This is a genomic window from Pseudomonas sp. NFXW11 (genome assembly GCF_049887815.1).
In the GTDB taxonomy this organism is placed as follows: Bacteria; Pseudomonadota; Gammaproteobacteria; order Pseudomonadales; family Pseudomonadaceae; genus Aquipseudomonas.
Window position 1 is genome coordinate 107,154 of the sequence record NZ_JAGEKI010000012.1, and the last position, 25,037, is coordinate 132,190.

At 60.0% G+C, this 25,037-nt stretch carries 22 protein-coding genes; 11 read left to right on the forward strand and 11 right to left on the reverse strand.

Annotated features, from left to right (window positions below; translation table 11 throughout):
- Nucleotides 1–78 precede the first annotated feature (78 nt).
- From J4P02_RS19085 to J4P02_RS19100, 4 genes are all read right to left on the reverse strand, one after another.
- Nucleotides 79–495 carry a SufE family protein gene (locus J4P02_RS19085; RefSeq protein ID WP_426193066.1) on the reverse strand — a complete coding sequence of 139 codons (417 nt, stop codon included), beginning with the start codon at nt 493–495 and terminating at the stop codon, nt 79–81.
- A complete protein-coding gene (locus tag J4P02_RS19090) occupies nt 492–1,697 on the reverse strand; it encodes an aminotransferase class V-fold PLP-dependent enzyme (RefSeq protein WP_426193068.1) in 1,206 nt (401 codons plus the stop codon). Before J4P02_RS19090 ends, J4P02_RS19085 begins: the two co-directional genes overlap by 4 nt.
- 80 nt (nt 1,698–1,777) lie before the next feature.
- Complete coding sequence (gene dapD / locus J4P02_RS19095; protein WP_426193070.1) at nt 1,778–2,812, reverse strand: 2,3,4,5-tetrahydropyridine-2,6-dicarboxylate N-succinyltransferase; 1,035 nt, start codon at nt 2,810–2,812, stop codon at nt 1,778–1,780.
- Nucleotides 2,813–2,845: 33 nt separating this feature from the next.
- Complete coding sequence (locus J4P02_RS19100; protein ID WP_426193072.1) at nt 2,846–3,208, reverse strand: ArsC family reductase; 363 nt, start codon at nt 3,206–3,208, stop codon at nt 2,846–2,848.
- A gap of 235 nt (nt 3,209–3,443) precedes the next feature.
- Here J4P02_RS19100 and J4P02_RS19105 point away from each other — a divergent pair, with 235 nt between their 5' ends.
- Complete coding sequence (locus J4P02_RS19105; RefSeq protein ID WP_426193074.1) at nt 3,444–5,090, forward strand: Na+/H+ antiporter; 1,647 nt, start codon at nt 3,444–3,446, stop codon at nt 5,088–5,090.
- Between the two features lie 68 nt (nt 5,091–5,158).
- Here J4P02_RS19105 and J4P02_RS19110 read toward each other — a convergent pair whose 3' ends face one another.
- The 7 genes from J4P02_RS19110 to map all read right to left on the reverse strand — a co-directional run bounded on the left by J4P02_RS19110 (nt 5,159) and on the right by map (nt 14,137).
- The gene (locus tag J4P02_RS19110) at nt 5,159–6,769 is read right to left on the reverse strand and encodes an AAA family ATPase (RefSeq protein ID WP_426193076.1); all 1,611 of its coding nucleotides are present in this window, start codon (nt 6,767–6,769) and stop codon (nt 5,159–5,161) included.
- Between the two features lie 26 nt (nt 6,770–6,795).
- Complete coding sequence (locus tag J4P02_RS19115; RefSeq protein ID WP_426193078.1) at nt 6,796–7,323, reverse strand: 4Fe-4S single cluster domain-containing protein; 528 nt, start codon at nt 7,321–7,323, stop codon at nt 6,796–6,798.
- Nucleotides 7,324–7,956, reverse strand: a complete 633-nt coding sequence (locus tag J4P02_RS19120) for a DUF2997 domain-containing protein (protein ID WP_426193080.1) — start codon at nt 7,954–7,956, stop codon at nt 7,324–7,326.
- A gap of 1 nt (nt 7,957) precedes the next feature.
- Complete coding sequence (locus J4P02_RS19125) at nt 7,958–8,944, reverse strand: hypothetical protein (RefSeq protein ID WP_426193082.1); 987 nt, start codon at nt 8,942–8,944, stop codon at nt 7,958–7,960.
- A 420-nt stretch (nt 8,945–9,364) separates the two neighbouring features.
- Nucleotides 9,365–10,564 carry a succinyldiaminopimelate transaminase gene (gene dapC / locus J4P02_RS19130; RefSeq protein WP_426193084.1) on the reverse strand — a complete coding sequence of 400 codons (1,200 nt, stop codon included), beginning with the start codon at nt 10,562–10,564 and terminating at the stop codon, nt 9,365–9,367.
- Nucleotides 10,565–10,602: 38 nt separating this feature from the next.
- Nucleotides 10,603–13,305, reverse strand: a complete 2,703-nt coding sequence (locus J4P02_RS19135; protein WP_426193086.1) for a [protein-PII] uridylyltransferase — start codon at nt 13,303–13,305, stop codon at nt 10,603–10,605.
- A gap of 49 nt (nt 13,306–13,354) precedes the next feature.
- A complete protein-coding gene (gene map, locus J4P02_RS19140) occupies nt 13,355–14,137 on the reverse strand; it encodes a type I methionyl aminopeptidase (RefSeq protein WP_426193088.1) in 783 nt (260 codons plus the stop codon).
- A gap of 406 nt (nt 14,138–14,543) precedes the next feature.
- On the opposite strand from map, the gene rpsB reads away from it, so the two are divergent.
- The 10 genes from rpsB (at nt 14,544) to J4P02_RS19190 (ending at nt 25,037) form a co-directional block, all read left to right on the forward strand.
- The gene (rpsB, locus tag J4P02_RS19145) at nt 14,544–15,281 is read left to right on the forward strand and encodes a 30S ribosomal protein S2 (RefSeq protein ID WP_426193090.1); all 738 of its coding nucleotides are present in this window, start codon (nt 14,544–14,546) and stop codon (nt 15,279–15,281) included.
- A 205-nt stretch (nt 15,282–15,486) separates the two neighbouring features.
- Entirely contained in the window at nt 15,487–16,353 is an 867-nt protein-coding gene (tsf, locus tag J4P02_RS19150) for a translation elongation factor Ts (protein ID WP_426193092.1), read from the forward strand.
- Between the two features lie 207 nt (nt 16,354–16,560).
- Nucleotides 16,561–17,304 carry a UMP kinase gene (gene pyrH / locus J4P02_RS19155; protein WP_007924076.1) on the forward strand — a complete coding sequence of 248 codons (744 nt, stop codon included), beginning with the start codon at nt 16,561–16,563 and terminating at the stop codon, nt 17,302–17,304.
- On the forward strand, nt 17,301–17,858 hold the full coding sequence (gene frr / locus J4P02_RS19160) for a ribosome recycling factor (protein ID WP_426193094.1): 558 nt from the start codon (nt 17,301–17,303) through the stop codon (nt 17,856–17,858). The genes pyrH and frr overlap by 4 nt, the downstream gene beginning before the upstream one ends.
- A gap of 15 nt (nt 17,859–17,873) precedes the next feature.
- Nucleotides 17,874–18,629 carry a polyprenyl diphosphate synthase gene (gene uppS, locus J4P02_RS19165; protein WP_426193096.1) on the forward strand — a complete coding sequence of 252 codons (756 nt, stop codon included), beginning with the start codon at nt 17,874–17,876 and terminating at the stop codon, nt 18,627–18,629.
- Nucleotides 18,629–19,435, forward strand: a complete 807-nt coding sequence (locus J4P02_RS19170; protein ID WP_426193098.1) for a phosphatidate cytidylyltransferase — start codon at nt 18,629–18,631, stop codon at nt 19,433–19,435. The genes uppS and J4P02_RS19170 overlap by 1 nt, the downstream gene beginning before the upstream one ends.
- Complete coding sequence (ispC, locus tag J4P02_RS19175) at nt 19,432–20,622, forward strand: 1-deoxy-D-xylulose-5-phosphate reductoisomerase (protein ID WP_426193100.1); 1,191 nt, start codon at nt 19,432–19,434, stop codon at nt 20,620–20,622. Before J4P02_RS19170 ends, ispC begins: the two co-directional genes overlap by 4 nt.
- Before the next feature lie 48 nt (nt 20,623–20,670).
- A complete protein-coding gene (gene rseP, locus J4P02_RS19180) occupies nt 20,671–22,023 on the forward strand; it encodes a sigma E protease regulator RseP (RefSeq protein ID WP_426193102.1) in 1,353 nt (450 codons plus the stop codon).
- Between the two features lie 74 nt (nt 22,024–22,097).
- Nucleotides 22,098–24,488 carry an outer membrane protein assembly factor BamA gene (bamA, locus tag J4P02_RS19185; RefSeq protein WP_426193104.1) on the forward strand — a complete coding sequence of 797 codons (2,391 nt, stop codon included), beginning with the start codon at nt 22,098–22,100 and terminating at the stop codon, nt 24,486–24,488.
- 45 nt (nt 24,489–24,533) lie between these two features.
- Nucleotides 24,534–25,037 (forward strand): OmpH family outer membrane protein, encoded by a 504-nt coding sequence (locus J4P02_RS19190; RefSeq protein ID WP_016964695.1) that lies wholly within the window; start codon nt 24,534–24,536, stop codon nt 25,035–25,037.

Genomic DNA, 25,037 nt, shown 5'->3' on the forward strand with positions numbered 1-25,037 from the left:
ACGTCGGCATGAGCGGCGCAAGGCTCAAGGGCCTCTTCGCCAGCAAGCTGGCTCCTACGGGATTATCGGCGCAGGGGGTTACGGGGTGGACGCGCCGGCCAGTTCGGCCATGCGTTGCAGCACGGCATTCAGGCCATTGCTGCGCGACGGCGACAGCTGGCGCGACAGGCCCAGCTGGTTGAACCAGTCCGCCAGGTCCACTTCGCGCAATTGCTCGGCGGTCAGGCCATTGACCCGTGCCAGCAGCAATGCCACCAGGCCGCGAATCAGCCGCGCATCGCTGCTGGCGGCAAACTGCCAATGCCCCTGGTGCAGCACACCCACCAGCCAGACCTGGCTTTCACAGCCATGCACTCGATTGGCTTCGATCCGCTCTGCCGGGTCGAGGGGCGGCAGGCGCTCGCCCCATTGCATCAGCAAGCGCGCCCGCTGTTCCCAGCCGGGGGCGTTCTGAAAGACTTGCAGCGCCGCCATGGCCTCGCTCGGCAGGCTCATCGCAGCAGCTCCAGGGCCTGATCCAGGGCTTCGAAGAAACGCTCCAGGTCTTCGGAGTCGTTGTACAGCGCCAGGGACACGCGAATTGCCCCGGCCAGGCCGAAGCTTTTCATCAATGGCATGGCGCAGTGATGCCCGGCGCGCACGGCGATGCCCTGCTCGGTGAGCAGGTGGGCCAGGTCGGCGTTGTGCACCCCTTCAACCACGAAACTCACCAGGGCCAGTTGCGGCTTGCCCAGCAGGCGGATGCCCTTGCGCGCGTGCAGACCGTGCAGCAGGTAGGCATGCAGCGCCGCCTCGTGCTCGGCCACCGCCTGTAGATCGAGGGTGGCGAGGTAGTCCAGGGTGGCGCCCAGGCCGATCACTCCGGCAATCGGCGGCGTACCGGCCTCGAAACCCAGGGGCGCCGGGCGAAAGCGCGCGTGCTGGTAGTCGGCGTCCAGCACCATCTCGCCGCCGAACTGCCAGTGACGCAGTTGCTCGAGCGCTTGATGACGGCCAAACAGCACGCCGACGCCTTCCGGGCCATACAGCTTGTGGCTGGAGAAGACATAGAAGTCGCAGCCCAGGGCCTGCACATCGTGGCGGCCATGGACCACGCCCTGGGCGCCGTCGATCACACTCAACGCGCCCTGGGCCCTGGCCAGGGCCAGGAGCGGAGCCAATGGCTGCCAGGCGCCGAGCACATTGGACAGTTGGCTGACCGCCAGCAGGCGGGTGCGCGGGCCGATCAGCCGGCTAGCGGCGTCTATATCGATCAGGCCGTCGGCGTCCAGGGGCAGGACCACCAGCTTGAGCCCGCGACGTTGTGCCAGCTGTTGCCAGGGCAGCAGGTTGGCGTGGTGTTCCAGGGCGCTGATAACGATTTCATCGCCCGGGGAGAATTGGTGTTCCAGGCCATAGGCCAGGAGGTTGAGCGCCGAGGTGGCACCGTGGGTGAAGACGATCTGCCCGCTGTCACCGGCATTCAGCCATTGGCCAACCTTGCTCCGGCTGTCTTCGAAGGCCTGGGTGGCGTGGGCGCCGGGCAGGTGCTGGGCGCGATGCACATTGGCTGCGCCATTGGCGTAGTAGTGCGCCAGGGCATCCAGTAGGGCCTGGGGTTTCTGGGTGGTGGCGGCGTTGTCCAGGTAGGTCTGGTCTTGGCGTTGCAGGGCGGCGATGGCCGGGAAGTCGGCGCGCCAGGGGGAGGCTACAAGCATGGTGGCAGAACTCGTTTGAACAGGCCGGGCGCCGATGATAAGCGCCCGGCCGGTTGCGGTGAAACCGAATCGCCGCTTACTTAGTTGTGAGCGTGCAGCGCTTCGTTCAGCTCGATCGCCGACTTGTGGGTCTTGCACTCCACGGCGCCGGTTTCCGAATTGCGGCGGAACAGCAGGTCCGGCTGGCCGGCCAGTTCACGGGCCTTGAGCACCTTGACCAGCTGGTTGTTCTCATCCAGCAGCGCCACCTTGGTGCCAGCGGTCACGTACAGGCCCGATTCCACGGTGTTGCGGTCGCCCAATGGAATGCCGATACCGGCGTTGGCGCCGATCAGGCAGCCTTCGCCCACCTTGATCACGATGTTGCCGCCACCCGACAGGGTGCCCATGGTGGAGCAGCCGCCGCCCAGGTCCGAACCCTTGCCGACGAACACGCCCGCGGAAACGCGGCCTTCGATCATGCCCGGGCCTTCGGTGCCGGCGTTGAAGTTGACGAAACCTTCGTGCATCACGGTGGTGCCTTCGCCGATGTAGGCGCCCAGGCGAATCCGCGCGCTGTCAGCGATACGCACGCCGCTCGGCACCACGTAGTCGGTCATTTTCGGGAACTTGTCCACCGAGAACACTTCCAGCAGCTCGCCGCGCAGGCGGGCTTCCAGCTGGCGCTCGGCCAATTCGCCCAGATCGACGGCGCCCTGGTTGGTCCAGGCCACGTTCGGCAACAGCGGGAACACGCCCGCCAGGCTCAGGCCATGGGGCTTGACCAGGCGGTGCGACAGCAGGTGCAGCTTGAGGTAGGCCTCGGGGGTGGAACTCAGTTGGGCGTCTTCGGCCAGCAGGGTGGCCACCAGCGGCTTGTGGCTTTCAGCCAGGCGGGTCAGCAGGGCGGCCTGGGCGGCGTCGATGCTTTTCAGGGCATCGGCCATTTGTGCGGCCTGGGCAGTGCTGAAGGTGATGGCCTGGTTGCCTTCGCTGTAGCCGAGGATCGGCGCCACGGCGGCGAGGATTTCGGCGGACGGCTTGAGCAGCGGGGCGGCGTAGAACACCTCCAGCCAGGTGCCTTGACGGTTCTGGGTGCCGACACCGAATGCCAGGCTGAACAGGGTAGTGGACATGCTGTTACCTCTTGCGAAATAGGGTGAGCAGGCTTACTTGAGCGCCGCTGCGTAAAGATCTGGCTTGAAGCCAATCAGGGTCTTGTCGCCGAGATCGAGCACCGGGCGCTTGATCATCGAGGGTTGCGCGAGCATTAGGGCAACGGCTTTGGCCTGGTCGAGATCGGCCTTGCTGGCCTCATCGAGTTTGCGAAAGGTTGTGCCCGCGCGGTTCAACACCACCTGCCAGCCGTGCTCGTCACACCATTGGTTGAGGTGCTCGGGGTCGATGCCGGAGGTTTTGTAATCGTGGAAGTCATAGCTGACAGCGTGTTCATCGAGCCAGGTGCGCGCCTTCTTCATGGTGTCGCAGGCTTTGATGCCGAAAAGGTGCAACGTTTTGCTTGCAGCGGTCAAGGAATTGCCCCCTTTGGAGATGCTGGAGATAAAAGGTCACGGATTATGCCACGACCGTAGCGCTTGGGCGTCGGCCTGAACCCGGCTTTGTCGCAGGTTGTTGCAGGGCAGGGTTCGGGTTGCGACTTTTGTGCAGCGGTCTGCTGTCAGCTTATGAGGCTAATATGGCACTTCGTCGGCGATTCTCAGTTGAGATTGGTACGATTTTTCTGGTTAAGCCTGGGATTCTTGCTTTATGCAAACCGCCTATACCGTCCTGATCCTGCTGATGCTGGTGAGTTTCTCGCGCCTTGTCGGACGGGTGATTCCACTGCCGCTGCCCCTGGTGCAGATCATGGCCGGGGCCTTGCTGGCCTGGCCGACCCTGGGCCTGCACGTGGCGCTGGACCCGGAACTGTTTCTCTTCCTGTTTCTGCCGCCGCTGCTGTTTTCCGATGGTTGGCGTATGCCCAAGCGTGAGTTCTGGCGGCTGCGCGGGCCGATCTTGACCCTGGCGGTGGGCCTGGTGCTGTTTACCGTGGTGGGCGCCGGGTATTTCATTCATTGGCTGCTGCCGAGCATTCCGCTGCCGGTGGCCTTTGCCCTGGCGGCGGTGCTGTCGCCCACCGACGCCGTGGCGGTGTCGGCAATTTCCCAGAACCGCCTGCCCACCCCGTTGATGCACATGCTCCAGGGCGAGGCGTTGATGAACGATGCCTCGGGCCTTGTGACCTTCAAGTTCGCCCTGGCGGCGGCGGTTACCGGGGTGTTTTCCCTGGCCAATGCCAGCCTGACCTTTGTGCTGGTGGCGGTGGGCGGCCTGGCGGTGGGCGTGGCCCTGAGTTGGCTGGTGGGCCGCTTGCGGGCCTGGATGATCGCCCGCGGCTGGGACGATCCGGCGACCCATGTGGTGTTCATGCTGTTGCTGCCGTTCGCCGCCTATGTGTTGGCGGAACGCCTGGGAGCCTCGGGTATTCTTTCCGCGGTGGCGGCGGGCATGATGCAGAGCTGGCTCGATCTGCTACCGCGCCAGACCAGCACCCGACTGCTCAATCGCAGTGTCTGGTCGCTGCTGGAATTCGCCTTCAACGGCCTGATCTTCCTGCTGCTGGGGCTGCAGCTTCCGGACATCATCAAGGCGGTGGTCAGTCACGAGACTTCGCTGTGGCCGACCCTGTTCTACCGCTGCCTGGATGTGCTGGCGATCTTCCTGGTGTTGCTGGCCTTGCGTTTTATCTGGGTGCAGAGCATCTGGCGCCTGTCGGGCCTGCTGCGGCGCTGGCGCGGCAAGGGCGAACTGACCCTGGTGCCCACCGCACGTTCCTGCTGGCTGCTGACGGTGGGTGGAGTGCGCGGTGCGGTGACCCTGGCCGGCGTGATGTCGGTGCCACTGTTGCTGGGGCCGGGGCAGGCGTTTCCCGAGCGTGACCTGCTGATCTTCATTGCTGCCGGGGTGATCCTGATGTCCCTGGTGGCGGCCTGCATCGCCTTGCCGTTACTGCTGCGGGGCATCGTCAAGAGCCCTGACGACAAGCGCCGTGGCGAGGTTCGGGAGGCCTGGCGCAAGACCGCCGAGGCGGCGATCCATGCCCTGGAAGCCGAGGAGCCGCCAGAGGCTCAGGAAGCGCCGGATGCCGCCCAGGCGGCGCTGGCCAGCGAACTCAAGGGGCGCTTGATGGCCGAGTACCGGCATCAGCTGGAGGTCTACAACGATTCCGCCGAGGCCCAGGCCCTGGCCTTGCAGATGGACTTGCTGGAGCGCCGCCTGCGGCTCAAGGCCCTGCGCGCGCAGCGCCTGGAGCTATACCGGCTGAGCCGCCAGCATCAGATTGGCGACGATGTGCTGCGCGAGGTGCTGGCGGAGCTGGATCTGAGCGAGGCCAATCTGGGCGCGGTGAAGTGAATGCAGATTCTCTGAGAACGGAAGGCTGGATTGAGGCTCCCCCTTCTTAAAAGGGGGGGCAAGGACAATCAGAAGTCTATGCGGCGTCCACCCATCTGTTGTTCAACGCCATCTTTGTTGACGGTCATGGCGGATGCACTGATTGCATTCTGGTTTGCCCATTCGCGCAAAATTGAAAACTCATCCTTGCGCACTTTGCTCATGGGCACCATGCGCGAAATCGTTGCTTCAAAGTCGCTCATCGCCAGATCATCCGGGTCGCCGGAACCACTCATGCGCCTCGAGAAGGCTTCAATCAGGGAGTCGCCTACCCAGGCTTCCAACTCGGCACCGGAGAGCACAATATCTTTGCCGAAATTTGCCTCTCCCCCCAAGTCCACCAAACGATCCAGATCAAACTTGTTGGGGTCACGCTTGAGCTTTTTTAGGTGTATCTCAAGAATCTTCTTTCTCTCTACAGCCGAAGGGAAATCAACGAAGAATATTTCATCAAAGCGACCTTTCCTCAGTAGTTCAGGTGGAAGACTGGCAAGGTTGTTGGCGGTGGCAAATACAAAGACCGGGGTGGTTTTCTCTTGCATCCAGGTCAGCAGCGTGCCGAAAACTCGGGTGGCGGTTCCGCCATCCGAAGAACCGCTGGAAGATCCGGAGAGGCCTTTTTCAACTTCATCGATCCATAGGATGCAGGGTGAAATAGCTTCGGCAGTTTGCAGTGCGGAGCGAATATTCGACTCTGATGAGCCCACGATACCTTGAAATATCTTGCCCATATCGAGGCGCAGCAACGGCATGTTCCACGATGAGGCTACACACTTGGCAGTCAAGGATTTACCGCAGCCGGGAACACCGGTAAGCAAGAGGCCTTTGGGCGTTCCCACACCGAAATCCTTGGCCGCTTGACCGAAGCACTGACTGCGCAGGTGCAGCCACTTTTTTAGTGTGGCCAAACCACCAACGTCATCCAGGTTCAGTTGGGAGTCTATGTACTCCAAAATGCCGGTTTTACGGATAATCTGTTTTTTCTCGGCAAGCAGATCCTTGAAGGTGTGTTCATCCAGCTTCAAGTTGGAAACAAGCGATCGCGAAAGAGAGTTGTCAATTTCCAGGCTTGTGAGCCCCAGCGCCGCGTCAACGAGCTTTTCTTTGCTGTCCAGTGGCAGATTGATCTTTACATTTTCGTTGTCTTTCCATGCATTTGAGAAGTTCTCAATCTGAGTCTTTACCTCATCCCTGGAGGGAAGCGGAAAGTCAATTAAGGTTACTTCCTTCTGCAAGTCATTGGCGATTTCAAAGTTGGGTGCAACTATTATGCAGTTGCTTCTATAACCGTGTGAGCGGATGTTGATGGCGAGGTCTTTCAGTCGGCGGCGATAGATGGCGTTACAGCTGCCGGTAAGGTAGTTGTGTGCGTCACAGAAGACAAAAATATTCTTGCTGTTTTCCTCCCGCGCCTTTTCTTCGCAGAAATCCAGTGCCAGTTTCAGGTCAAAGGTCTTATCTCCGACCACGGCGCCGTTGGTCTGGATGCCGAGCGTCGAGTTCCAGAGGAAGAGTCGATGATTGAGCGATTTTGAGATCTCACCTAGCTCGGCAATGACCCGCTCTTCTTCAAACGATTCGATAACCAGAATCGCATAACGTGCCTTTAGATAGTCGGTGATTTTTTTGGTGCGATTCATGTCGCGCATCTCCTTAATGCATTGAGTTATTTGGGTTGTATAGGGAGGCCGGTCCTGGTCATGCCAAGGCCGGAAACAACGAACTCAACGCTTCTTGTAGTCCTGAAAAAATTGATATCTACTCGATCGCTGGTCTTGATCAGTTGCTTGTGTTGATAAGGATGAATGGCATTGCTGTTATAGCGACCAGCAAGCGTTAGATCCACGGCCTTGACCACTCTCGTCATGGCCGCGTCGCGGAAGATTTCCTTGGGGGCGTACCCGCTGTAGAGCACCCAGTTCTTCTCCTCATGCACAGCGTTGATGAGTTCCTCTATGGCCAGGGCCTGGTCAAGCGGCTCTCCACCCGAGATGGTCACTCCGTCGATTCCCTCCAAGGCATTTATCTGTTCAGCCAGGGCGCTCACGGAAATGGATGTGCCGGCTCCGGGGTTATGGGTGTTCTGATTGAAACAGCCGTTGCAGTTCAGGCTGCACCCTTGCACCCACACAACCATCCGCAGTCCTGGGCCGTTGGCGCGACTCAACTCGGTATGATGCACATGCAGGTTCATCTAGAGTCTGGCGCTCAGTATTTGCAGCGTCTGTTCCTCATGTACCACCGTGTATTCCGGTTTCCATTCGGTCAGCAGCTCGGCTGTAGGGCTGGCCAGCAGCGATTCAAGCTCCTCGGTAAGCTTCGTGCATATATCACCCTTCACGCCAAACACCTCTTCTTTGATTTCATTGCCAGAAAAAGTGACGCGGATGCTGTATTCGTAGTTTGAGCCGAATTCTATTTCGAAGTGATCGGCTGATTCTTTTAGTCGCGTTGGGACGCCGGAGGCATTTATACGGCTAATGGTATTTTCAACGGCAACGCTGATGTAGGCCCGTTGAAAGCGGGATGCCAGGCCCACGATTTTCGTTTCGTCCCCGGGTGCGGGGTAGCTTTGTTCGATTAATAGCTCATAAAGGTTGTTTTCTATCTTGCATACGAAATAGTTGAAGTCGTCTTCAGCGCGCGCGCAGATGGCGCGAAATTGGCGTTTGCCCAAGTAGCCCAAAGAGCCAAGGGCCGCCTTACTGAATTCGCTGTTGAATTCGGAGACCAGGTCGGTTGTAGGTGTCAGGCCGAGTTTTACAAAGGCCTTGGTTATTGCTTCTTCGTCGGTATAGGTAAAATCGAATTTTGTACAATGTGACATGTCATAGCTCCAGCTTTCTACCAGGCTTGATTTCTTCTGCGTTTTTTATGTTGTTTAGCGTGGTGGACGAAAGCTCTATATTGCGGAGAGGGGGCGTCGAAGTGTTGGAGTCGGTCGGGGAGGTTTGGGCCTGTGGTGTGTCTTGAATTGCAATTACCCGGCGTCGCTGAGAGGTTTGTGGTGCGCTGTTCTCACCAAGTAAGCTGGAGTCTATTACTTCAAGCAGGCGTTTTATAGTCAAAGCCGGGTTTGAAGTTGCTTTTTCATAGAGGCCAATGCTAAGTAATACATCGGTGCTGTCATCGAAAATTAACTTTACGTAGTAGGTCTGAGATTCGTTGCCGATAATGCCTATGTGAGTGATCTGATTAAGATCGCGGGAAAGCTTTTCCCAATGGTTGCCGTTGAAGGAGGCAATGATCAGTTTGGTGGCTGAGGCGATAAAGGCGTTGCTGCCTCTTTGGATGTCATCATCATAAAAGTTTTGGTAACTCACCAACGCTTTTTCTCCAGGGGCGATTCCCAATGAAGAGGCGAGGTATTGGTTGGCCGAGAAGTCTATGTCTTCATGGAATTTTATGGACTTTGACCAATGATAAAGGCCAATTGAAGCGATGACGGTATTAGCGCTAATGAATATATAGTTGGAGGGGAGAATCAGTATAAGTCCGATAGCGAGTAAGGGAAGTATCCAGAAACCATATTTTATGAGTTTCTGCACCTTGGCTTGCTTTGAACGATAACCTGTAAATGATTTCCCTGGAGCGTATTTGCGTCCTGGAATAAATATGATGACTGCGGCCAGGCCAAAAAAAATCACGCCGATAAGTCCAAGTACCGCAGTTTTGGTCCTGCCGCTCTGTAAGCCTTCAAGAAATGCCAGGACACCTCCAGCAACAAAAACAGGAAGCATTGCAAGAATGGCCAAGCTGCGGGCCTTCCCCTTTGTTTCTATGAACATCTTCCACAGGGGAACAGTTGTTATCACTCCCTCTCTCCTTGATGGGCAAAATTGGCGGTCTTGATGCGATGGTTTCGTATTAAGTGCCCGGCGCATTCTACACAGACAGCTAATAAAAAGAATGGGGGCAGGCATCTGGCATTGGAAATGGAAACTCCACAAAAGTACCGCTATCAATCAGCGATGCGTGCTTTCAACGCGTGCAGGCTAGAGGTTGCTGGTTGATAACCGAGATTGCAGATTTGTATCCAGTGGCTGGATTTGAAAGAGGCAAAATCAGGAGGAGTGGGCGGAAGGTGTTGGGGGCAAAGGACTTGGGAGCGAGCCCGAGAGCACACCAGAAGTCTGGTGGGAAAAGAGCTTGCCGGAGAAGGTGTTCTGGCGGGCAGTCAATGATTCGCCAAACGCTTCTCGGGCAAGCCCTGCTACAACGGGGCGTGTTCCAGGTTACTGGCGGCGCAACACGAAATCGCGAATCCGCTCGGCCGCCTCGACGCATTCCGCCAGCGGCGCTACCAGGGCCATGCGCACACGGCCGGCGCCGGGGTTGTTGCCGTCCACTTCCCGGGACAGGTAGGAACCCGGCACCACGGTGACGTGTTCCTGTTCGAACAGGTCGCGGCAGAACGCGGCGTCATCCCCGGCCACGTTGGGCCACAGGTAGAAGCTGCCGTCCGGGCGCTGCACGTCCAGCACCGGCGAGAGGATCGCCAGCACCGCATCGAACTTCTCGCGGTACAGGGCGCGGTTGGCGCGTACATGCACTTCGTCGTTCCAGGCGGCCACGCTGGCCAGTTGGGTTTGCACCGGCATGGCGCAGCCGTGGTAGGTGCGGTACAGCAGGAAACCCTTGAGGATCTCGGCATCACCGGCGACGAAGCCCGAACGCAGGCCTGGCAGGTTGGAGCGCTTGGACAGGCTGTGGAACACCACGCAGCGCTTGAAGTCCTGGCGACCCAGCTCGACGCAGGCGCTGAGCAGGCCTGGCGGCGGGCTCTGTTCGTCGAAGTACAGCTCGCTGTAGCACTCGTCGGCGGCGATCACGAAATCGTGTTCGTCGGCCAGGGCGATCAGCTTCTTCAGGGTGTCCAGCGGAATCAGCGCACCGGTAGGGTTGCCCGGCGAGCAGAGGAAGAGGATCTGGCAGCGCTGCCAGATCTCTGCGGGCACGGCGTCGAAGTCCGGGTTGAAGCCGTTTTCATCCAGGCACGGCAGGTAGTGCGGCTTGGCCCCGGCCAGAAAGGCCGCGCCTTCATAGATCTGATAGAAGGGGTTGGGGCTGACCACCAGGGCCTCGTCACCACGGTTGACCACGGTTTGGGTGAAGGCGAACAGTGCCTCGCGGGTGCCGTTCACCGGCAGCACGTTGCGCGCCGGGTCGATCCAGCCCGCCGGCACGCCGAAGCGCCGCTCGCACCAGGCGCCAATGGCTTCGCGCAGGGCCGGAATGCCCAGGGTGGTGGGGTACACCGCCATCTGCTCGAGGTTGCTGGCCAGGGCTTCGGCGACAAAGCTCGGCGAGCGGTGCTTGGGCTCACCGATGGACAGCGCGATTGGGCGTTTGTCCGGGTTGGGGGTGACGGTGCCGAGCAAGGCGCGCAGCTTTTCGAACGGGTAGGGCTGCAACTGGTTCAAAGCGTTGTTCATGGATGCGGGTTCTCACTCAAAGCGCTGGTTCTGGCCTGTCAGATGCTCAGGCGGGTCAATTCGATGGTCGGTTCGTGGCCGACGCTCAGTTGTTCGACGATGGCGTCCTGCAAGCGGCTGCACAGTTGCGGGTCGGACAGTGGCTGGTTGTGCGCGTCGGTAATGAAGAACACGTCTTCCACGCGCTCGCCCAGGGTGGCGATCTTGGCGTTCTGCAGCGACAGGTCGAACTCCAGGAAGATCTTGCCGATCCGCGCCAGCAGGCCCGGGCGGTCCGGGGCGCTGAGCTCCAGCACGGTGACCGGGCGCTGGGCGTCGTTGTGGATGGTCACTTCGGGCTCGAAGGCAAAGTGCTTGAGCTGGCGCGGCACCCGACGCTGGATGATGGTCGGGTAGTCGTCGGGGTTGCGCACGGCTTCGGTCAGGCCCTTGCGGATCTGCTCGATGCGCTGCGGGTTGTTGCCGATGGATTCGCCGTCGTTGTCCAGGACGATGTAGGTGTCGAGGGTGAACTGGCTGCTGGAGGTGATGATGCGGGCGTCATGGATGTTCAGGTTGAGCTGGTCCATGGCGGCCACGGTCACCGCGAAGAAGTCGTGCTGGTCGGGGGCGTAGATGAAGATCTGGGTGCCGCCCTCGAACTCGCGCTGGGCGATTTCCTTGATCAGCACCAGCGGCCCGCCGTCGGCCGGCTGCTGGAGGATGGCGTCGCTGTGCCAGGCCACGTCGCCGGCGGTGTGGCGCAGGAAATAGTCGTCGCCCAGCTGTGACCAGAGCTGCTCGACTTCGTCCGGGTCGGTGCCGCTGCGCACCAGGATGTCCAGGGCCGCGCTCTGGGTCTGGCGGATTTGCTCTTCACGGTCCACCGGGTTTTCCAGGCCGCGGCGCAGGGCACGCTTGGTCTCGGTGTAGAGCTGGCGCAGCAGGCTGGCGCGCCAGGAATTCCACAGGGTCGGGTTGGTGGCGTAGATATCGGCCACGGTCATTACATAGAGGTAGTCGAGGCGGGTCTGGTCGACCACTATCTGCGCGAAATCGTGGATCACCTGCGGGTCGGAGAGGTCCTTGCGCTGGGCGGTGGTGGACATCACTAGGTGGTTCTGCACCAGCCAGACGATCAGCCGGGAGTCCCATTGCGGCAGCTGGTGGCGCACGCAGAAGGCCTGGGCATCCACCGCGCCGATATCCGAGTGATCGCCATGCCGGCCCTTGCCGATGTCGTGGTACAGCCCGGCCAGGTAGATCAGCTCGGGCTTGGGCAGCTTGCCCATGAGCTTGCTGGCCAGGGGGAATTTCTCGGAGATGGGCGTGTACTGCAGTTTGCGCAGGTGCTTGATCAGGTTCAGGGTGTGGGCGTCGACGGTATAGATGTGGAACAGGTCGTGCTGCATCTGCCCGACGATAAAGCCGAATTCCGGCAGGTAGCGCCCGAGAATGCCGTAGCGGTTCATTCGCCGCAGGTTGCGGTGGATGCCGATCTCGCACTTGAACAGTTCGATGAACAGGCTGGTGTTGCGGATATCGTGGCGGAAGTCGTCGTCGATCAGGTGCCGGTGCTCGCGCAGCAGGCGGATGGTGTCGGCGCGCACGCCCTTGATCTCCGGGTGCTGGGCCATCAGCACGAAGATTTCCAGCATGGCGAACGGCGTGCGCTTGAACACGTTGTCGTTGATCGCCTCGATATAGCCGTCATGCAACTGGAAGCGCGGGTTGATCGGCTGTGGCGGGGCCTCGTCCTCGGGGGCCAGGATCACCTCCTCGAAGTGCTGGATGATCAGGTCGCTGAGCTGGGCGATGCTCATCACCACCCGGTAGTACTGCTGCATGAAGCTTTCGATGGACTGCTTGGCGTCCTCGCCGGCAAAGCCCAGCAACTCGGCGATGGAGCGCTGGTGGTCGAGCAGCAGGCGATCCTCGGCGCGGCCGGCCAGCATGTGCAGGGCGTAGCGGACCTTCCACAAGAATTCCTGGGACGAGGCCAGCAGGGCGTTCTCGCTTTCCACCAGGAAGCCTTCGCCGGCCAGGGCCCGCAGGTTCAGGGTGCCGTACTGGCGGCGGGCGACCCAGAGGATGGTCTGGATGTCCCGCAGGCCGCCGGGGGAGCCCTTGACGTTGGGCTCCAGGTTGTACTCGGTGTCGTTGTACTTGTGGTGGCGCGCCTTCTGTTCGGCGTGCTTGGCCAGGAAGAAATCCTTGCTCGGCCACATGTGTTCGGTACTAGTGACTTCCAGCATGCGCTGGCGCAGGCGCTCGGGGCCAGCGATGGTGCGGCTTTCCATCAGGTTGGTGATCACCGTCAGGTCGGCGCGGGCCTGCTCGGCGCATTCGTCCACCGAGCGCACGCTTTGCCCGACTTCCAGGCCAATGTCCCAGAGCAGGGTGAGGAAGCGTTCGATGGAGTCGCGGAAGATCTCGTGATCGGCGCTGTCCAGGAGGATCAGCAGGTCGATGTCGGAGTAGGGGTGCAGTTCGCCGCGGCCGTAGCCGCCGACCGCCACCAGGGCGATGTCGGCTTCGTCGCTCCAGCTGAACTGGTCCCAGGCCTTTTGCAGGATGTTGTCGATGAACCAGGCGCGGTCCTCGATCAGCCGGCGGATTTCCCGACCGCTGCGAAAGCGGTTGTCGAGCACCTCCCGTGCCTGGCGGATGGCTTTCTTGAAGGCCGCTATCGGGCTGGCCTTCAAAGCCAGTTCCGCCTGGAACTGGCCGCGGTCGAAGAGTTCGGGGTCCACCTGCGGCATCGATTGGCTTTCCTTTCTATCTATAAGGTCGGGACGCGCGGTTGGGGCTTCAGGCAGACACTCGGGGGATGGTGTCGTCGCTGCGCAGGGTGAAGATCTCGTAGCCGGTCTCGGTCACCAGCAGGGTGTGTTCCCATTGCGCCGAGAGCTTGCGGTCCTTGGTGATGGCGGTCCAGCCGTCGCCCAGTACCTTGGTGTCGGCCTTGCCCTGGTTGATCATCGGCTCGATGGTGAAGGTCATGCCGGCCTTGAGTTCCATGCCGGTGCCGGCGCGGCCGTAGTGCAGGATCTGCGGCTCTTCGTGGAACACCTTGCCGATGCCATGGCCACAGAATTCGCGAACCACCGAGAAACCGTTCTTTTCCGCGTGCTTCTGGATCACTTCGCCGATGTCTCCGAGGCGGCAGCCCGGCTTCACCAGCTCGATGGCCTTGTACATGCATTCCTGGGTGACTTGCGACAGGCGCTCGGCCCAGACCGGCACGCTGCCGACGTGGAACATGCGGCTGGTGTCGCCGTGGTAGCCATCCTTGATCACGGTGACGTCGATATTCAGGGTGTCGCCATCCTTCAACGCTTTCTCGTTGGGGATGCCGTGGCATACCACGTGGTTGATCGAGGTGCAGATGGACTTGGGGAAGCCCTTGTAGTTCAGGGGGGCCGGGATCGCGCCCTGCACGTTGACGATGTAGTCGTGGCAGATGCGGTCCAGCTCGTCGGTGGTGATGCCGGGTTTGACATGCTCGGCAATCATTTCCAGGACTTCGGCGGCCAGTTTGCCAGCGACACGCATTTTTGCGATGTCCTCGGGAGTTTTGAGGGTGACGGTCATACAGGCTCTCTTGACGCTCAGTGGCGCGATAAACACGGAATGGCTTGAAAACCTGCATCCGCAAGGCTCGGCCTGCGATGGGCCGGTGAGGTTTTCAGAAGCCGCAAAGGTGCGATTCTAACAGAGGCTCGGCGCAAATCTGTGGTTCTGCTGGTGCGTCTCTCTATATGACGGGGCATTCTGGACCTGTTTCGAGGGCTGGGCAAAAAGCCCTGGGATAGGCGGCTGTGAATCCGGGTTCCGTTTTCGCCCTTGCTGTGGTATAAAATGCGCCGCTTTCCGGGGATGCCCCGAAAAGCCCAAACCCACACACGTGTCGACACGATGACCTGGGTGCCCGCAGCACTGGCTGTTGGTTGGTCATTGGGATACGTGGAGGCCTAACCCGACTTATCAAGGAACTATCATGTCCCAAGTCAATATGCGCGATATGCTGAAGGCCGGTGTGCACTTCGGTCACCAAACCCGTTACTGGAATCCGAAAATGGGCAAGTACATTTTCGGCGCGCGTAACAAGATTCACATCATCAACCTTGAAAAAACCCTGCCAATGTTCAACGAAGCTCTGACTTTCGTAGAGCGTCTGGCCCAGGGCAAAAACAAGATTCTGTTCGTCGGCACCAAGCGTTCCGCTGGCAAGATCGTTGCTGAAGAAGCAGTACGTTGCGGTTCGCCGTACGTCGATCACCGCTGGTTGGGCGGCATGCTGACCAACTACAAAACTATCCGTGCTTCGATCAAGCGTCTGCGCGATCTGGAAGTTCAGGCTGAAGACGGTACCTTCGCCAAGCTGACCAAGAAAGAGGCGCTGATGCGCACTCGCGATCTGGAAAAGCTGGATCGTTCGCTGGGCGGTATCAAGGACATGGGCGGCCTGCCTGATGCTCTGTTCGTGATCGACGTTGACCACGAGCGCATTGCCATCACCGAAGCCAACAAGCTGGGCATCCCGGTCATCGGCGTTGTCGACACCAACAGCAGCCCAGAAGGCGTTGACTACATCATCCCAGGCAACGATGACGCCATTCGCGCCATCCAGCTGTACATGGGTTCGATGGCTGACGCCGTGATCCGTGGCCGCAACAACGTTGCTGGCGGCACCGAAGTGTTCGAAGAAGCTGCAGCACCGGCGGCTGAAGCCTGAGTAACTGACGCTTAGCGTTGACTCAGCACGCAAAAAGGGGGCTTGGCCCCCTTTTTGCCAACTCGAAATTCATTTCGTTGCCGTGGCCCCTTACAGCATCTGTAATGCGCGGCTGTTATGAAGTGGTTTCGGGGCAAGGCCCAAGAATTGAGCGCCCGTTCGATCGGGTGGAATGGTTGAAAACCTATCCAAGAGGATTTTGAAAATGGCAGAGATTACTGCAGCGTTGGTTAAAGAACTGCGCGAGCGTACCGGCGAAGGCATGATGGACTGCAAGAAGGCCCTGACCAAGGCCGGCGGCGACATCGAGAAAGCCATTGATGACATGCGTGCTTCCGGCGCGATCAAGGCTGCCAAGAAAGCCGGTAACGTAGCTGCCGAAGGCGCTATCGCCATCAAGGACGACGGTAAAGCCGCCGTTCTGCTGGAAGTCAACTCGCAGACCGACTTCCTGGCTCTGCAAGACGACTTCAAGGCATTCGTTGCTGCCAGCGTGGAACAGGCTTTCGCCGACAAGCTGACCGACGCTGCTCCGCTGATCGAAGCCCGTGAAGCTGACCGTCTGGTTCTGGTTGGCAAGACCGGTGAAAACGTCAACATCCGTCGTCTGGCTCGCGTTGAAGGTGACGTGGTCGGTACCTACCTGCACGGCAACAAGATCGGTGTTGCCGTTGTTCTGAAAGGCGGCTCGGTTGAGCTGGCCAAGGACATCGCCATGCACGTAGCCGCCAGCAACCCTGAGTTCCTGCTGCCATCGCAAGTTTCCGCCGAAGCCATCGAGCGTGAAAAAGCCGTGTTCCTGCAGCTGAACGAAGACAAGATGAAAGGCAAGCCAGCTGAAATCGTCGAGAAGATGATTGCCGGCCGTATCAGCAAGTTCCTGGCCGAAGCCAGCCTGGTTGAACAAGCCTTCGTCAAGGACCCAGAAGTCACCGTGGGTGCTCTGGCCAAGAAAGGCGGCGCTGAAATCGTTTCCTTCACTCGCTTCGCCGTAGGTGAAGGCATCGAGAAGAAAGAAGACAACTTCGCCGAAGAAGTTGCTGCACAACTGGCTGCTGCCAAGCAACAGTAAGACGGTTTTTTAACTGTCGCCCAGAAGAGGCTGCCCGCTCACGCGCGCAGCCTCTTTTCAAATGGGCTGGATGATTTTGTTGTCCAAGGTCGGAACCGGTTTACAAAGCCGTGTTCTGATGGCGCTGTGACAGCGTCAAGCTAGAGTGAACGCAGGCTGTAAACAGCCAGCAAAGAATTTTTAAATACGCCGCAGGAGAGATTCGCAATGGCTCAGCAGGGCAGTGGTTATCAAGCTCGCTATAAACGCATTCTACTCAAGCTTAGCGGCGAGGCCCTGATGGGCTCGGAAGAGTTCGGGATCGATCCCAAGGTGCTGGACCGCATGGCACTGGAAGTCGGCCAGTTGGTCGGCATCGGGGTCCAGGTGGGCCTGGTGATCGGCGGCGGCAACCTGTTCCGCGGCGCCGCACTGAGTGCCGCCGGCATGGATCGGGTGACTGGCGACCACATGGGCATGCTGGCCACTGTGATGAACGGCCTGGCCATGCGCGATGCACTGGAGCGGGCAAATATCTCGGCCATCGTGATGTCGGCTATTTCCATGGTTGGCGTGACCGATCACTATGACCGTCGCAAGGCCATGCGCCACCTGAACTCCAAAGAGGTGGTGATTTTCGCGGCCGGTACCGGTAACCCGTTCTTTACCACCGACTCCGCAGCCTGTCTGCGCGCCATCGAGATCGATGCCGATGTCGTGCTCAAGGCAACCAAGGTCGACGGTGTTTACACTGCAGACCCGTTCAAGGACCCGCATGCCGAGAAGTTCGATCATCTGACTTACGATGAAGTGCTGGATCGCAAGCTGGGAGTGATGGACCTGACGGCTATCTGCCTGTGCCGCGACCACAAGATGCCGCTGCGGGTATTCAACATGAACAAGCCCGGCGCCCTGCTGAATATCGTGCATGGTGGCGCTGAAGGAACCCTGATCGAGGAAGGCGAACAATGATCAACGAAATCAAGAAAGACGCTCAAGAGCGCATGAAGAAGTCCCTGGAATCCCTGGCCCATGCTTTCGGCCAGATCCGCACCGGCAAGGCCCACCCCAGCATCCTGGGCAGCGTGATGGTGCCTTACTACGGTACCGACACGCCGTTGAGCGGTGTTGCCAACGTGACGGTGAAGGACTCCCAGACCCTGCAGGTGGTGCCGTTCGAGCGCAACATGCTGGGGGCTATCGACAAGGCCATCGGCAGTGCCGGCCTGAACCTCAATCCGACCAACCTGGGTGAGCTGCTGCTGATCAAGATGGCGCCGCTGACCGAGGAAACCCGCAAGGGCTTCACCAAGCAGGCGCGTGCCGCTGCTGAGGACGCACGGGTTGCTGTGCGCAATATTCGTCGCGATGCCCTGGGCGAGCTGAAGAAGCTGACCAAGGACAAAGAGATCAGTGAAGACGAAGAGCGCCGTGGCAGTGCCGATATCGACAAGCTGATCAAGGACTTCGAAGCTCAGATCGCCAAGGCGACTGAAGAAAAAGAAAAGGACCTGATGGCCGTATAAGGGTCAGACGTTTTCATGGAAAAGACCAAACAGCCAGTATCGTCCTCGGTGCCGCGGCATGTCGCGATCATCATGGACGGTAATAACCGCTGGGCCAAAAAACGCTTTATGCCGGGTGTCGCCGGGCATAAGGCGGGTGTCGACGCGGTACGTGCAGTGATTGAAGTGTGTGCCGAGGCCAAGGTCGAGGTGCTGACGCTGTTCGCCTTTTCCAGTGAGAACTGGCAGCGCCCGGCCGACGAAGTCAGTGCCTTGATGGACCTGTTCTTCAAGGCGTTGCGGCGTGAGGCCAAGCGTCTGAACGAAAACAACATCAGCCTGCGGATCATTGGTGACCGTTCGCGTTTTCATCCCGAGTTGCAGGCGGCGATGCGCGAAGCGGAAGCCATGACGGCGGGCAGCGATCGTTTCATCCTGCAGATCGCCGCCAACTATGGCGGTCAGTGGGATATCGCCCAGGCCGCCCAGCGCCTGGCGCGGGAAGTCCAGGCTGGCCATCTGCGCCCCGAGGACATCACTCCGGACCTGTTGCAGACCTGTCTGGTTACCGGTGACCTGCCGTTGCCAGACCTGTGCATCCGTACCGGTGGTGAGCATCGCATCAGCAATTTCCTGCTGTGGCAGCTGGCCTATTCCGAGTTGTATTTCTCCGACCTGTACTGGCCGGACTTCAAACACGACGCCATGCGCCTGGCGCTGGCCGATTACGCATCTCGCCAGCGGCGCTTCGGTAAAACGAGTGAGCAGGTCGAGGCTGGAGCCCGGGTTTAATGCTTAAACAACGAATCATTACTGCACTGATCCTGTTGCCGATCGCCCTGGGCGGTTTTTTCCTGCTCGAAGGCTCTGGGTTCGCCCTGTTCATCGCCCTGGTGGTGAGCCTGGGCGCCTGGGAGTGGGCTCGCCTGGCGGGCTTCGAGGCGCAGTCGGCGCGGGTCGCCTATGCCGTGCTGGTGGCCGGGCTGTTGTTCCTGATGCACCTGGTGCCGGGCGTCGCGCCCTGGGTGCTGGGCGCGGCGGTGTTGTGGTGGGGGCTGGCGACTTTCCTGGTGCTGACCTACCCGCGCACCCGTGAGCAGTGGTCCGGCGCGGCGCCCAAGCTGCTGATCGGCTTGCTGATCCTGCTGCCGGCCTGGCAGGGCTTGGTGTTCATCAAGCAGCTGCCGCTGGGCAACTGGCTGATCATGGCGGTAATGGTGCTGGTCTGGGGCGCGGACATTGGCGCCTACTTCTCCGGCAAGGCATTCGGCAAGCGCAAGCTGGCGCCCCAGGTCAGTCCCGGCAAGAGCTGGGAAGGCGTGTATGGCGGCTTGGCCCTGAGCCTGCTGATTACCGCGGTGGTGGGGCTGGTACGGGGTTGGGGCTTTGGCCAGATCCTCCTGGCGCTGCTCGGCGCGGCCATCGTGGTGTTTATCTCGGTGGTCGGTGACCTGACCGAGAGCATGTTCAAGCGCCAGGCCGGCATCAAGGACAGCAGTAACCTGCTGCCTGGGCATGGCGGCGTGCTGGATCGCATCGACAGCCTGACCGCGGCCATTCCGGTGTTCGCGGTGCTGCTGTGGATGTCTGCACCGTGAGTGGCGTGCAGCAGATCACGGTGCTGGGGGCCACTGGCTCCATTGGCTTGAGCACCCTGGATGTGATTGCCCGGCATCCGCAGCGTTATCAGGTATTCGCCCTCACGGGTTTCAGCCGCTTGGCCGAATTGCTGGCGCTGTGCATTCGCCATGTACCGCGTTTTGCCGTGGTGCCTGAAGTGGCGGCTGCCAGCCGGTTGCAGGAAGACCTGCGGGCTGCCGGCCTGCCTACCCGGGTTCTGGTGGGTGAGCAGGGTTTGTGCGAGGTTGCCTCGGCGCCTGAAGTCGATGCGGTGATGGCGGCGATCGTGGGGGCGGCAGGTTTGCGTCCGACCCTGGCGGCGGTGGAAGCCGGCAAGAAGATTCTTCTGGCCAACAAAGAAGCGCTGGTGATGTCCGGCGCGCTGTTTATGCAGGCGGTGGGCAAGAGTGGTTCGCTGCTATTGCCTATCGATAGCGAGCACAACGCCATCTTCCAGTGCATGCCCGCGGATTTTTCCCGGGGCTTGAGCCAGGTCGGTGTGCGGCGGATTCTGTTGACCGCCTCCGGTGGTCCGTTCCGTCAGACGCCTATGGCCGAGCTCGAGCATGTCTCGCCGGAGCAGGCTTGTGCTCATCCGAACTGGTCCATGGGACGCAAGATCTCCGTGGATTCGGCCAGCATGATGAACAAGGGCCTGGAACTGATCGAGGCTTGCTGGCTGTTCGATGCCAAGCCGGCCCAGGTCGAGGTGGTGGTGCATCCGCAGAGCGTGATTCACTCCCTGGTGGATTATGTCGACGGCTCGGTGCTGGCGCAGTTGGGTAACCCGGACATGCGCACGCCCATCGCCAATGCCCTGGCCTGGCCGGAACGTATCGATTCCGGGGTGGCGCCGCTGGATCTGTTCGCCATTGCCCGCCTGGATTTCCAGGCACCCGACGAGCAGCGGTTCCCTTGCCTGCGCCTGGCGCGTCAAGCTGCCGAGGCCGGTGGCAGTGCCCCGGCAATGCTCAATGCGGCCAACGAGGTGGCGGTTTCGGCGTTTCTCGAACGGCGCATCCGCTATCCGCAGATCGCGAGTATTATCGAAGAGGTTTTGCAGCGCGAACCGGCGCAGGCGGTCAATGAGCTCGATGCCGTGTTCGCGGCTGACGCCAAGGCCCGAGGCCTGGCAGAGCAATGGTTGCAGCGTAACGGGCGATAGGATGCGCACCCGCGTGAGTGGCGGCCAATAGGATTGCGGAGAAAGTAGATGAGCGCGCTCTATATGATTGTCGGCACCCTGGTAGCCCTGGGCGTGCTGGTCACCTTCCATGAATTCGGTCATTTCTGGGTCGCGCGGCGCTGTGGCGTCAAGGTGCTGCGCTTCTCCGTGGGCTTTGGCATGCCCTTGCTGCGCTGGCATGACCGCCAGGGCACGGAATTCGTGATTGCCGCCATTCCCCTGGGCGGCTACGTGAAGATGCTCGACGAGCGTGAAGGCGAGGTTGCGGTCGAGGAGCTGGGCCAGTCCTTCAATCGCAAGTCGGTGCGCCAGCGCATTGCCATTGTCGCTGCGGGGCCGATTGCCAACTTCCTGCTGGCGCTGGTGTTTTTCTGGGCGCTGGCGATGCTGGGCAGCCAGCAGGTGCGTCCGGTCATCGGCGAGGTCGAGGCGGGCAGTATCGCTGCGCAAGCTGGCCTGCTTGCCGGTCAAGAGATCGTGGCCATCGATGGCGAGCCGGTTTCCGGCTGGGCTGCAGTCAACTTGCAGCTGGTAAGGCGCTTGGGTGAAAGCGGTGCCTTGCAACTGCTGGTGCGCGAGCAGGGCGCCAGCGTCGATTTGCCGCGCCAGCTGACTCTCGATAAGTGGCTCAAGGGTGCCGAGGAGCCTGATCCGATCCGCTCCCTGGGAATTCGTCCATGGCGCCCGGCGTTGCCGCCGGTGCTTGCCGAGCTCGATCCCAAGGGCCCGGCCCAGGCTGCCGGGCTGAAAACCGGCGACCGCCTGCTGGCCCTCGATGGCCAGCCGCTCAACGATTGGCAGCAAGTGGTCGACTGGGTGCGGGTGCATCCGGGAAGCAAGGTGGTGTTGCAGGTCGAGCGCGATGGCGCGCGGATCGAACTGCCGGTGACCCTCGCCAGTCGCGGCGAGAGCAAGGCGCCCAATGGTTACCTGGGGGCTGGGGTGAAAGCGGTGGACTGGCCGCCGGAGATGCTCCGCGAGGTCAGCTACGGCCCTCTGCAGGCCATTGGCGAAGGGGCCCGGCGGACCTGGACCATGAGCGTCCTGACCCTGGAATCATTGAAGAAAATGTTGTTCGGCGAGCTCTCGGTAAAAAACTTGAGTGGACCGATAACCATTGCTAAAGTGGCGGGCGCTTCTGCCCAGTCGGGCATTGCTGATTTCTTGAATTTCCTTGCTTATCTGAGTATTAGCCTGGGTGTTCTGAATCTGTTGCCCATCCCGGTGCTGGATGGGGGACATTTGTTGTTTTATCTGATCGAGTGGGCGCGTGGTCGTCCCCTGTCGGATCGGGTGCAGGGTTGGGGGATACAGATCGGTATCAGCTTGGTGGTCGGAGTCATGCTGCTTGCTCTGGTCAACGATCTGGGTCGTCTGTAACGCTTCGCTGAATTGCGAATCTGCCGCATTTTGCGGCAGTTTGTTTATTGCCAGTTGGAATAAGAAAGGACTTCATGAAACGTCTGCTGCTAACTGCGGTTCTCACCGTATTGATGATCGCCGAAGTTCACGCCGAGTCCTTCACTATCTCCGATATCCGGGTCAACGGCCTTCAGCGCGTTTCCGCGGGTAGCGTCTTTGGTGCCTTGCCGTTGAACGTCGGCGAGCAGGCGGACGACCGTCGCCTGGTGGAGTCCACTCGTGCGCTGTTCAAAACCGGTTTCTTTCAAGATATCCAGCTGGGCCGCGAAGGCAATGTCCTGGTCATCACGGTAGTCGAGCGGCCGTCGGTTGCCAGTATCGAGATCGAAGGCAACAAGGCGATCTCCACTGAAGACCTGATGAAGGGCCTGAAACAGTCCGGCCTGGCCGAAGGCGAAATCTTCCAGCGCGCCACTCTCGAAGGCGTGCGTAACGAACTGCAGCGTCAATACGTCGCTCAGGGCCGTTATTCGGCCAGCGTTGAGACCGAAGTGGTGCCGCAGCCGCGCAACCGGGTTGGCCTCAAGGTCAAGATCAACGAAGGCACGGTCGCTGCCATCCAGCACATCAACGTGGTGGGCAATACTGTCTTCCCCGATGATGACCTGATCGGTCTGTTCGAACTCAAGACCACCAACTGGCTGTCGTTCTTCAAGAACGATGACAAGTACGCCCGTGAAAAACTTTCCGGTGACCTGGAGCGCCTGCGTTCCTACTACCTGGATCGTGGCTATATCAACATGGATATCGCCTCCACCCAGGTGTCCATCACCCCGGACAAGAAACACGTCTATATCACTGTCAACGTCAACGAAGGCGAGAAGTACAGCGTTCGCGACGTGAAACTCAGCGGCGACCTGAAAGTGCCTGAAGACCAGGTCAAGGCGCTGTTGCTGGTGGAGAAGGGCCAGGTGTTCTCGCGCAAGCTGATGACCACCACGTCCGAGCTGATCACCCGTCGCCTGGGTAACGAGGGTTATACCTTCGCCAACGTCAACGGCGTGCCGCAGCCACACGATGAAGACCACACCGTGGACATCACTTTCGTGGTGGACCCGGGCAAGCGTGCCTACGTCAACCGCATCAATTTCCGTGGCAACACCAAGTCTGAGGACGAAGTGCTGCGTCGCGAAATGCGCCAGATGGAAGGCGGCTGGGCTTCGACCTACCTGATCGATCAGTCCAAGACCCGCCTCGAGCGCCTGGGCTTCTTCAAGGAAGTCAACGTCGAGACTCCGGCCGTGCCGGGTGTCGATGACCAGGTCGACGTCAACTACGCAGTTGAAGAGCAGGCTTCCGGTTCGATCACCGCCAGCGTCGGTTTTGCCCAGAGCGCCGGTCTGATCCTCGGTGGTTCGATCACCCAGAACAACTTCCTGGGTACCGGTAACAAGGTCAGCATTGGCCTGACCCGCAGCGAATACCAGAGCCGCTACAACTTCGGCTATGTCGACCCCTACTGGACCGCCGATGGCGTGAGCCTGGGCTACAACGCCTTCTATCGCACCACCGACTACAAGGACCTCGACGTCGACGTAGCCAGCTACGCGGTGGACAGCCTGGGTGCCGGCGTCAGCGTGGGCTACCCGATCAGCGAGACTTCGCGCCTGACCTTCGGCTTGACCGCACAGCAAGACAAAATCAAGACCGGCCTGTACACCGTCGACGAAATCTTCGACTTCGTGAACAAGCAGGGCGACAACTACCTGAACTTCAAGGCGTCTGCCGGCTGGTCCGAGTCGACCCTGAACAAGGGCGTGCTGGCCACCCGTGGTCACTCGCAAAGCCTGGTGCTGGAAACCACTACTCCGGGTAGCGACCTGTCGTTCTTCAAGCTCGACTACCGTGGCCAACTGTTCACGCCGCTGAGCGAGAACTACACCATGCGCTTCCATACCGAGCTGGGTTATGGCGATGGCTTCGGTGATACCAAGGGCCTGCCGTTCTACGAGAACTACTATGCCGGTGGTTTCAACTCGGTTCGTGGCTTCAAGGACAGCACCCTGGGCCCGCGCAGTACCCCGAGCCGTGGTGCAGGTGTAACCGGCAACGCCGGTACGGCTGCCGACCCGGATCAGGATCCGCTGCCATTCGGCGGTAACGTGTTGATCCAGGGTGGTGCCGAGCTGCTGTTCCCGCTGCCGTTCGTCAAGGATCAGCGTTCCCTGCGTACTTCCCTGTTCTGGGATGTGGGTAACGTCTTCAACTCTCGTTGCGAATCCACGTCCAACACCATTGCGGCGTCGAACGTGAAAACGCAGTGCAACGATATCAGCCTGAGCAACCTGGCCAGTTCGGTGGGTGTCGGCGTGACCTGGGTCACCGCCCTGGGGCCATTGAGCTTTGCCCTGGCGATGCCAGTGAAGAAACCGGATAACGCTGAAACCCAGGTGTTCCAATTCTCCCTCGGCCAGACCTTCTAAGCGTCCGGCCCAAGACAACGACAATGGATTTTGTAGGAGTGCATCGTGCGTAAGTTGACTCAATTGGTTCTCCTGGCCTCGGTTCTGGTCGCGAGCCCGGCATTTGCCGAAATGAAAATCGCTGTCCTGAACTATCAGATGGCCCTGCTGGAATCCGACGCGGCCAAGAAGTACGCGGTAGATGCCGAGAAGAAGTTCGGCCCGCAGCTGACCAAGCTGAAGACTCTGGAAAGCAGCGCCAAGGGTATCCAGGATCGTCTGGTTGCCGGTGGCGACAAGATGCAGCAAGGCGAGCGTGAGCGCCTGGAGCTTGAGTTCAAGCAAAAGGCCCGTGACTTCCAGTTCCAGTCCAAGGAGCTGAACGAAGCCAAGGCCGTTGCCGACCGCGAAATGCTCAAGCAACTGAAGCCGAAGCTGGATAGCGCAGTTGAAGAAGTGATCAAGAAGGGCGGTTTCGACCTGGTCTTCGAGCGTGGCGCAGTGATCGATGTCAAGCCTCAGTACGACATCACTCGCCAGGTCATCGAGCGTATGAATCAGCTGAAGTAA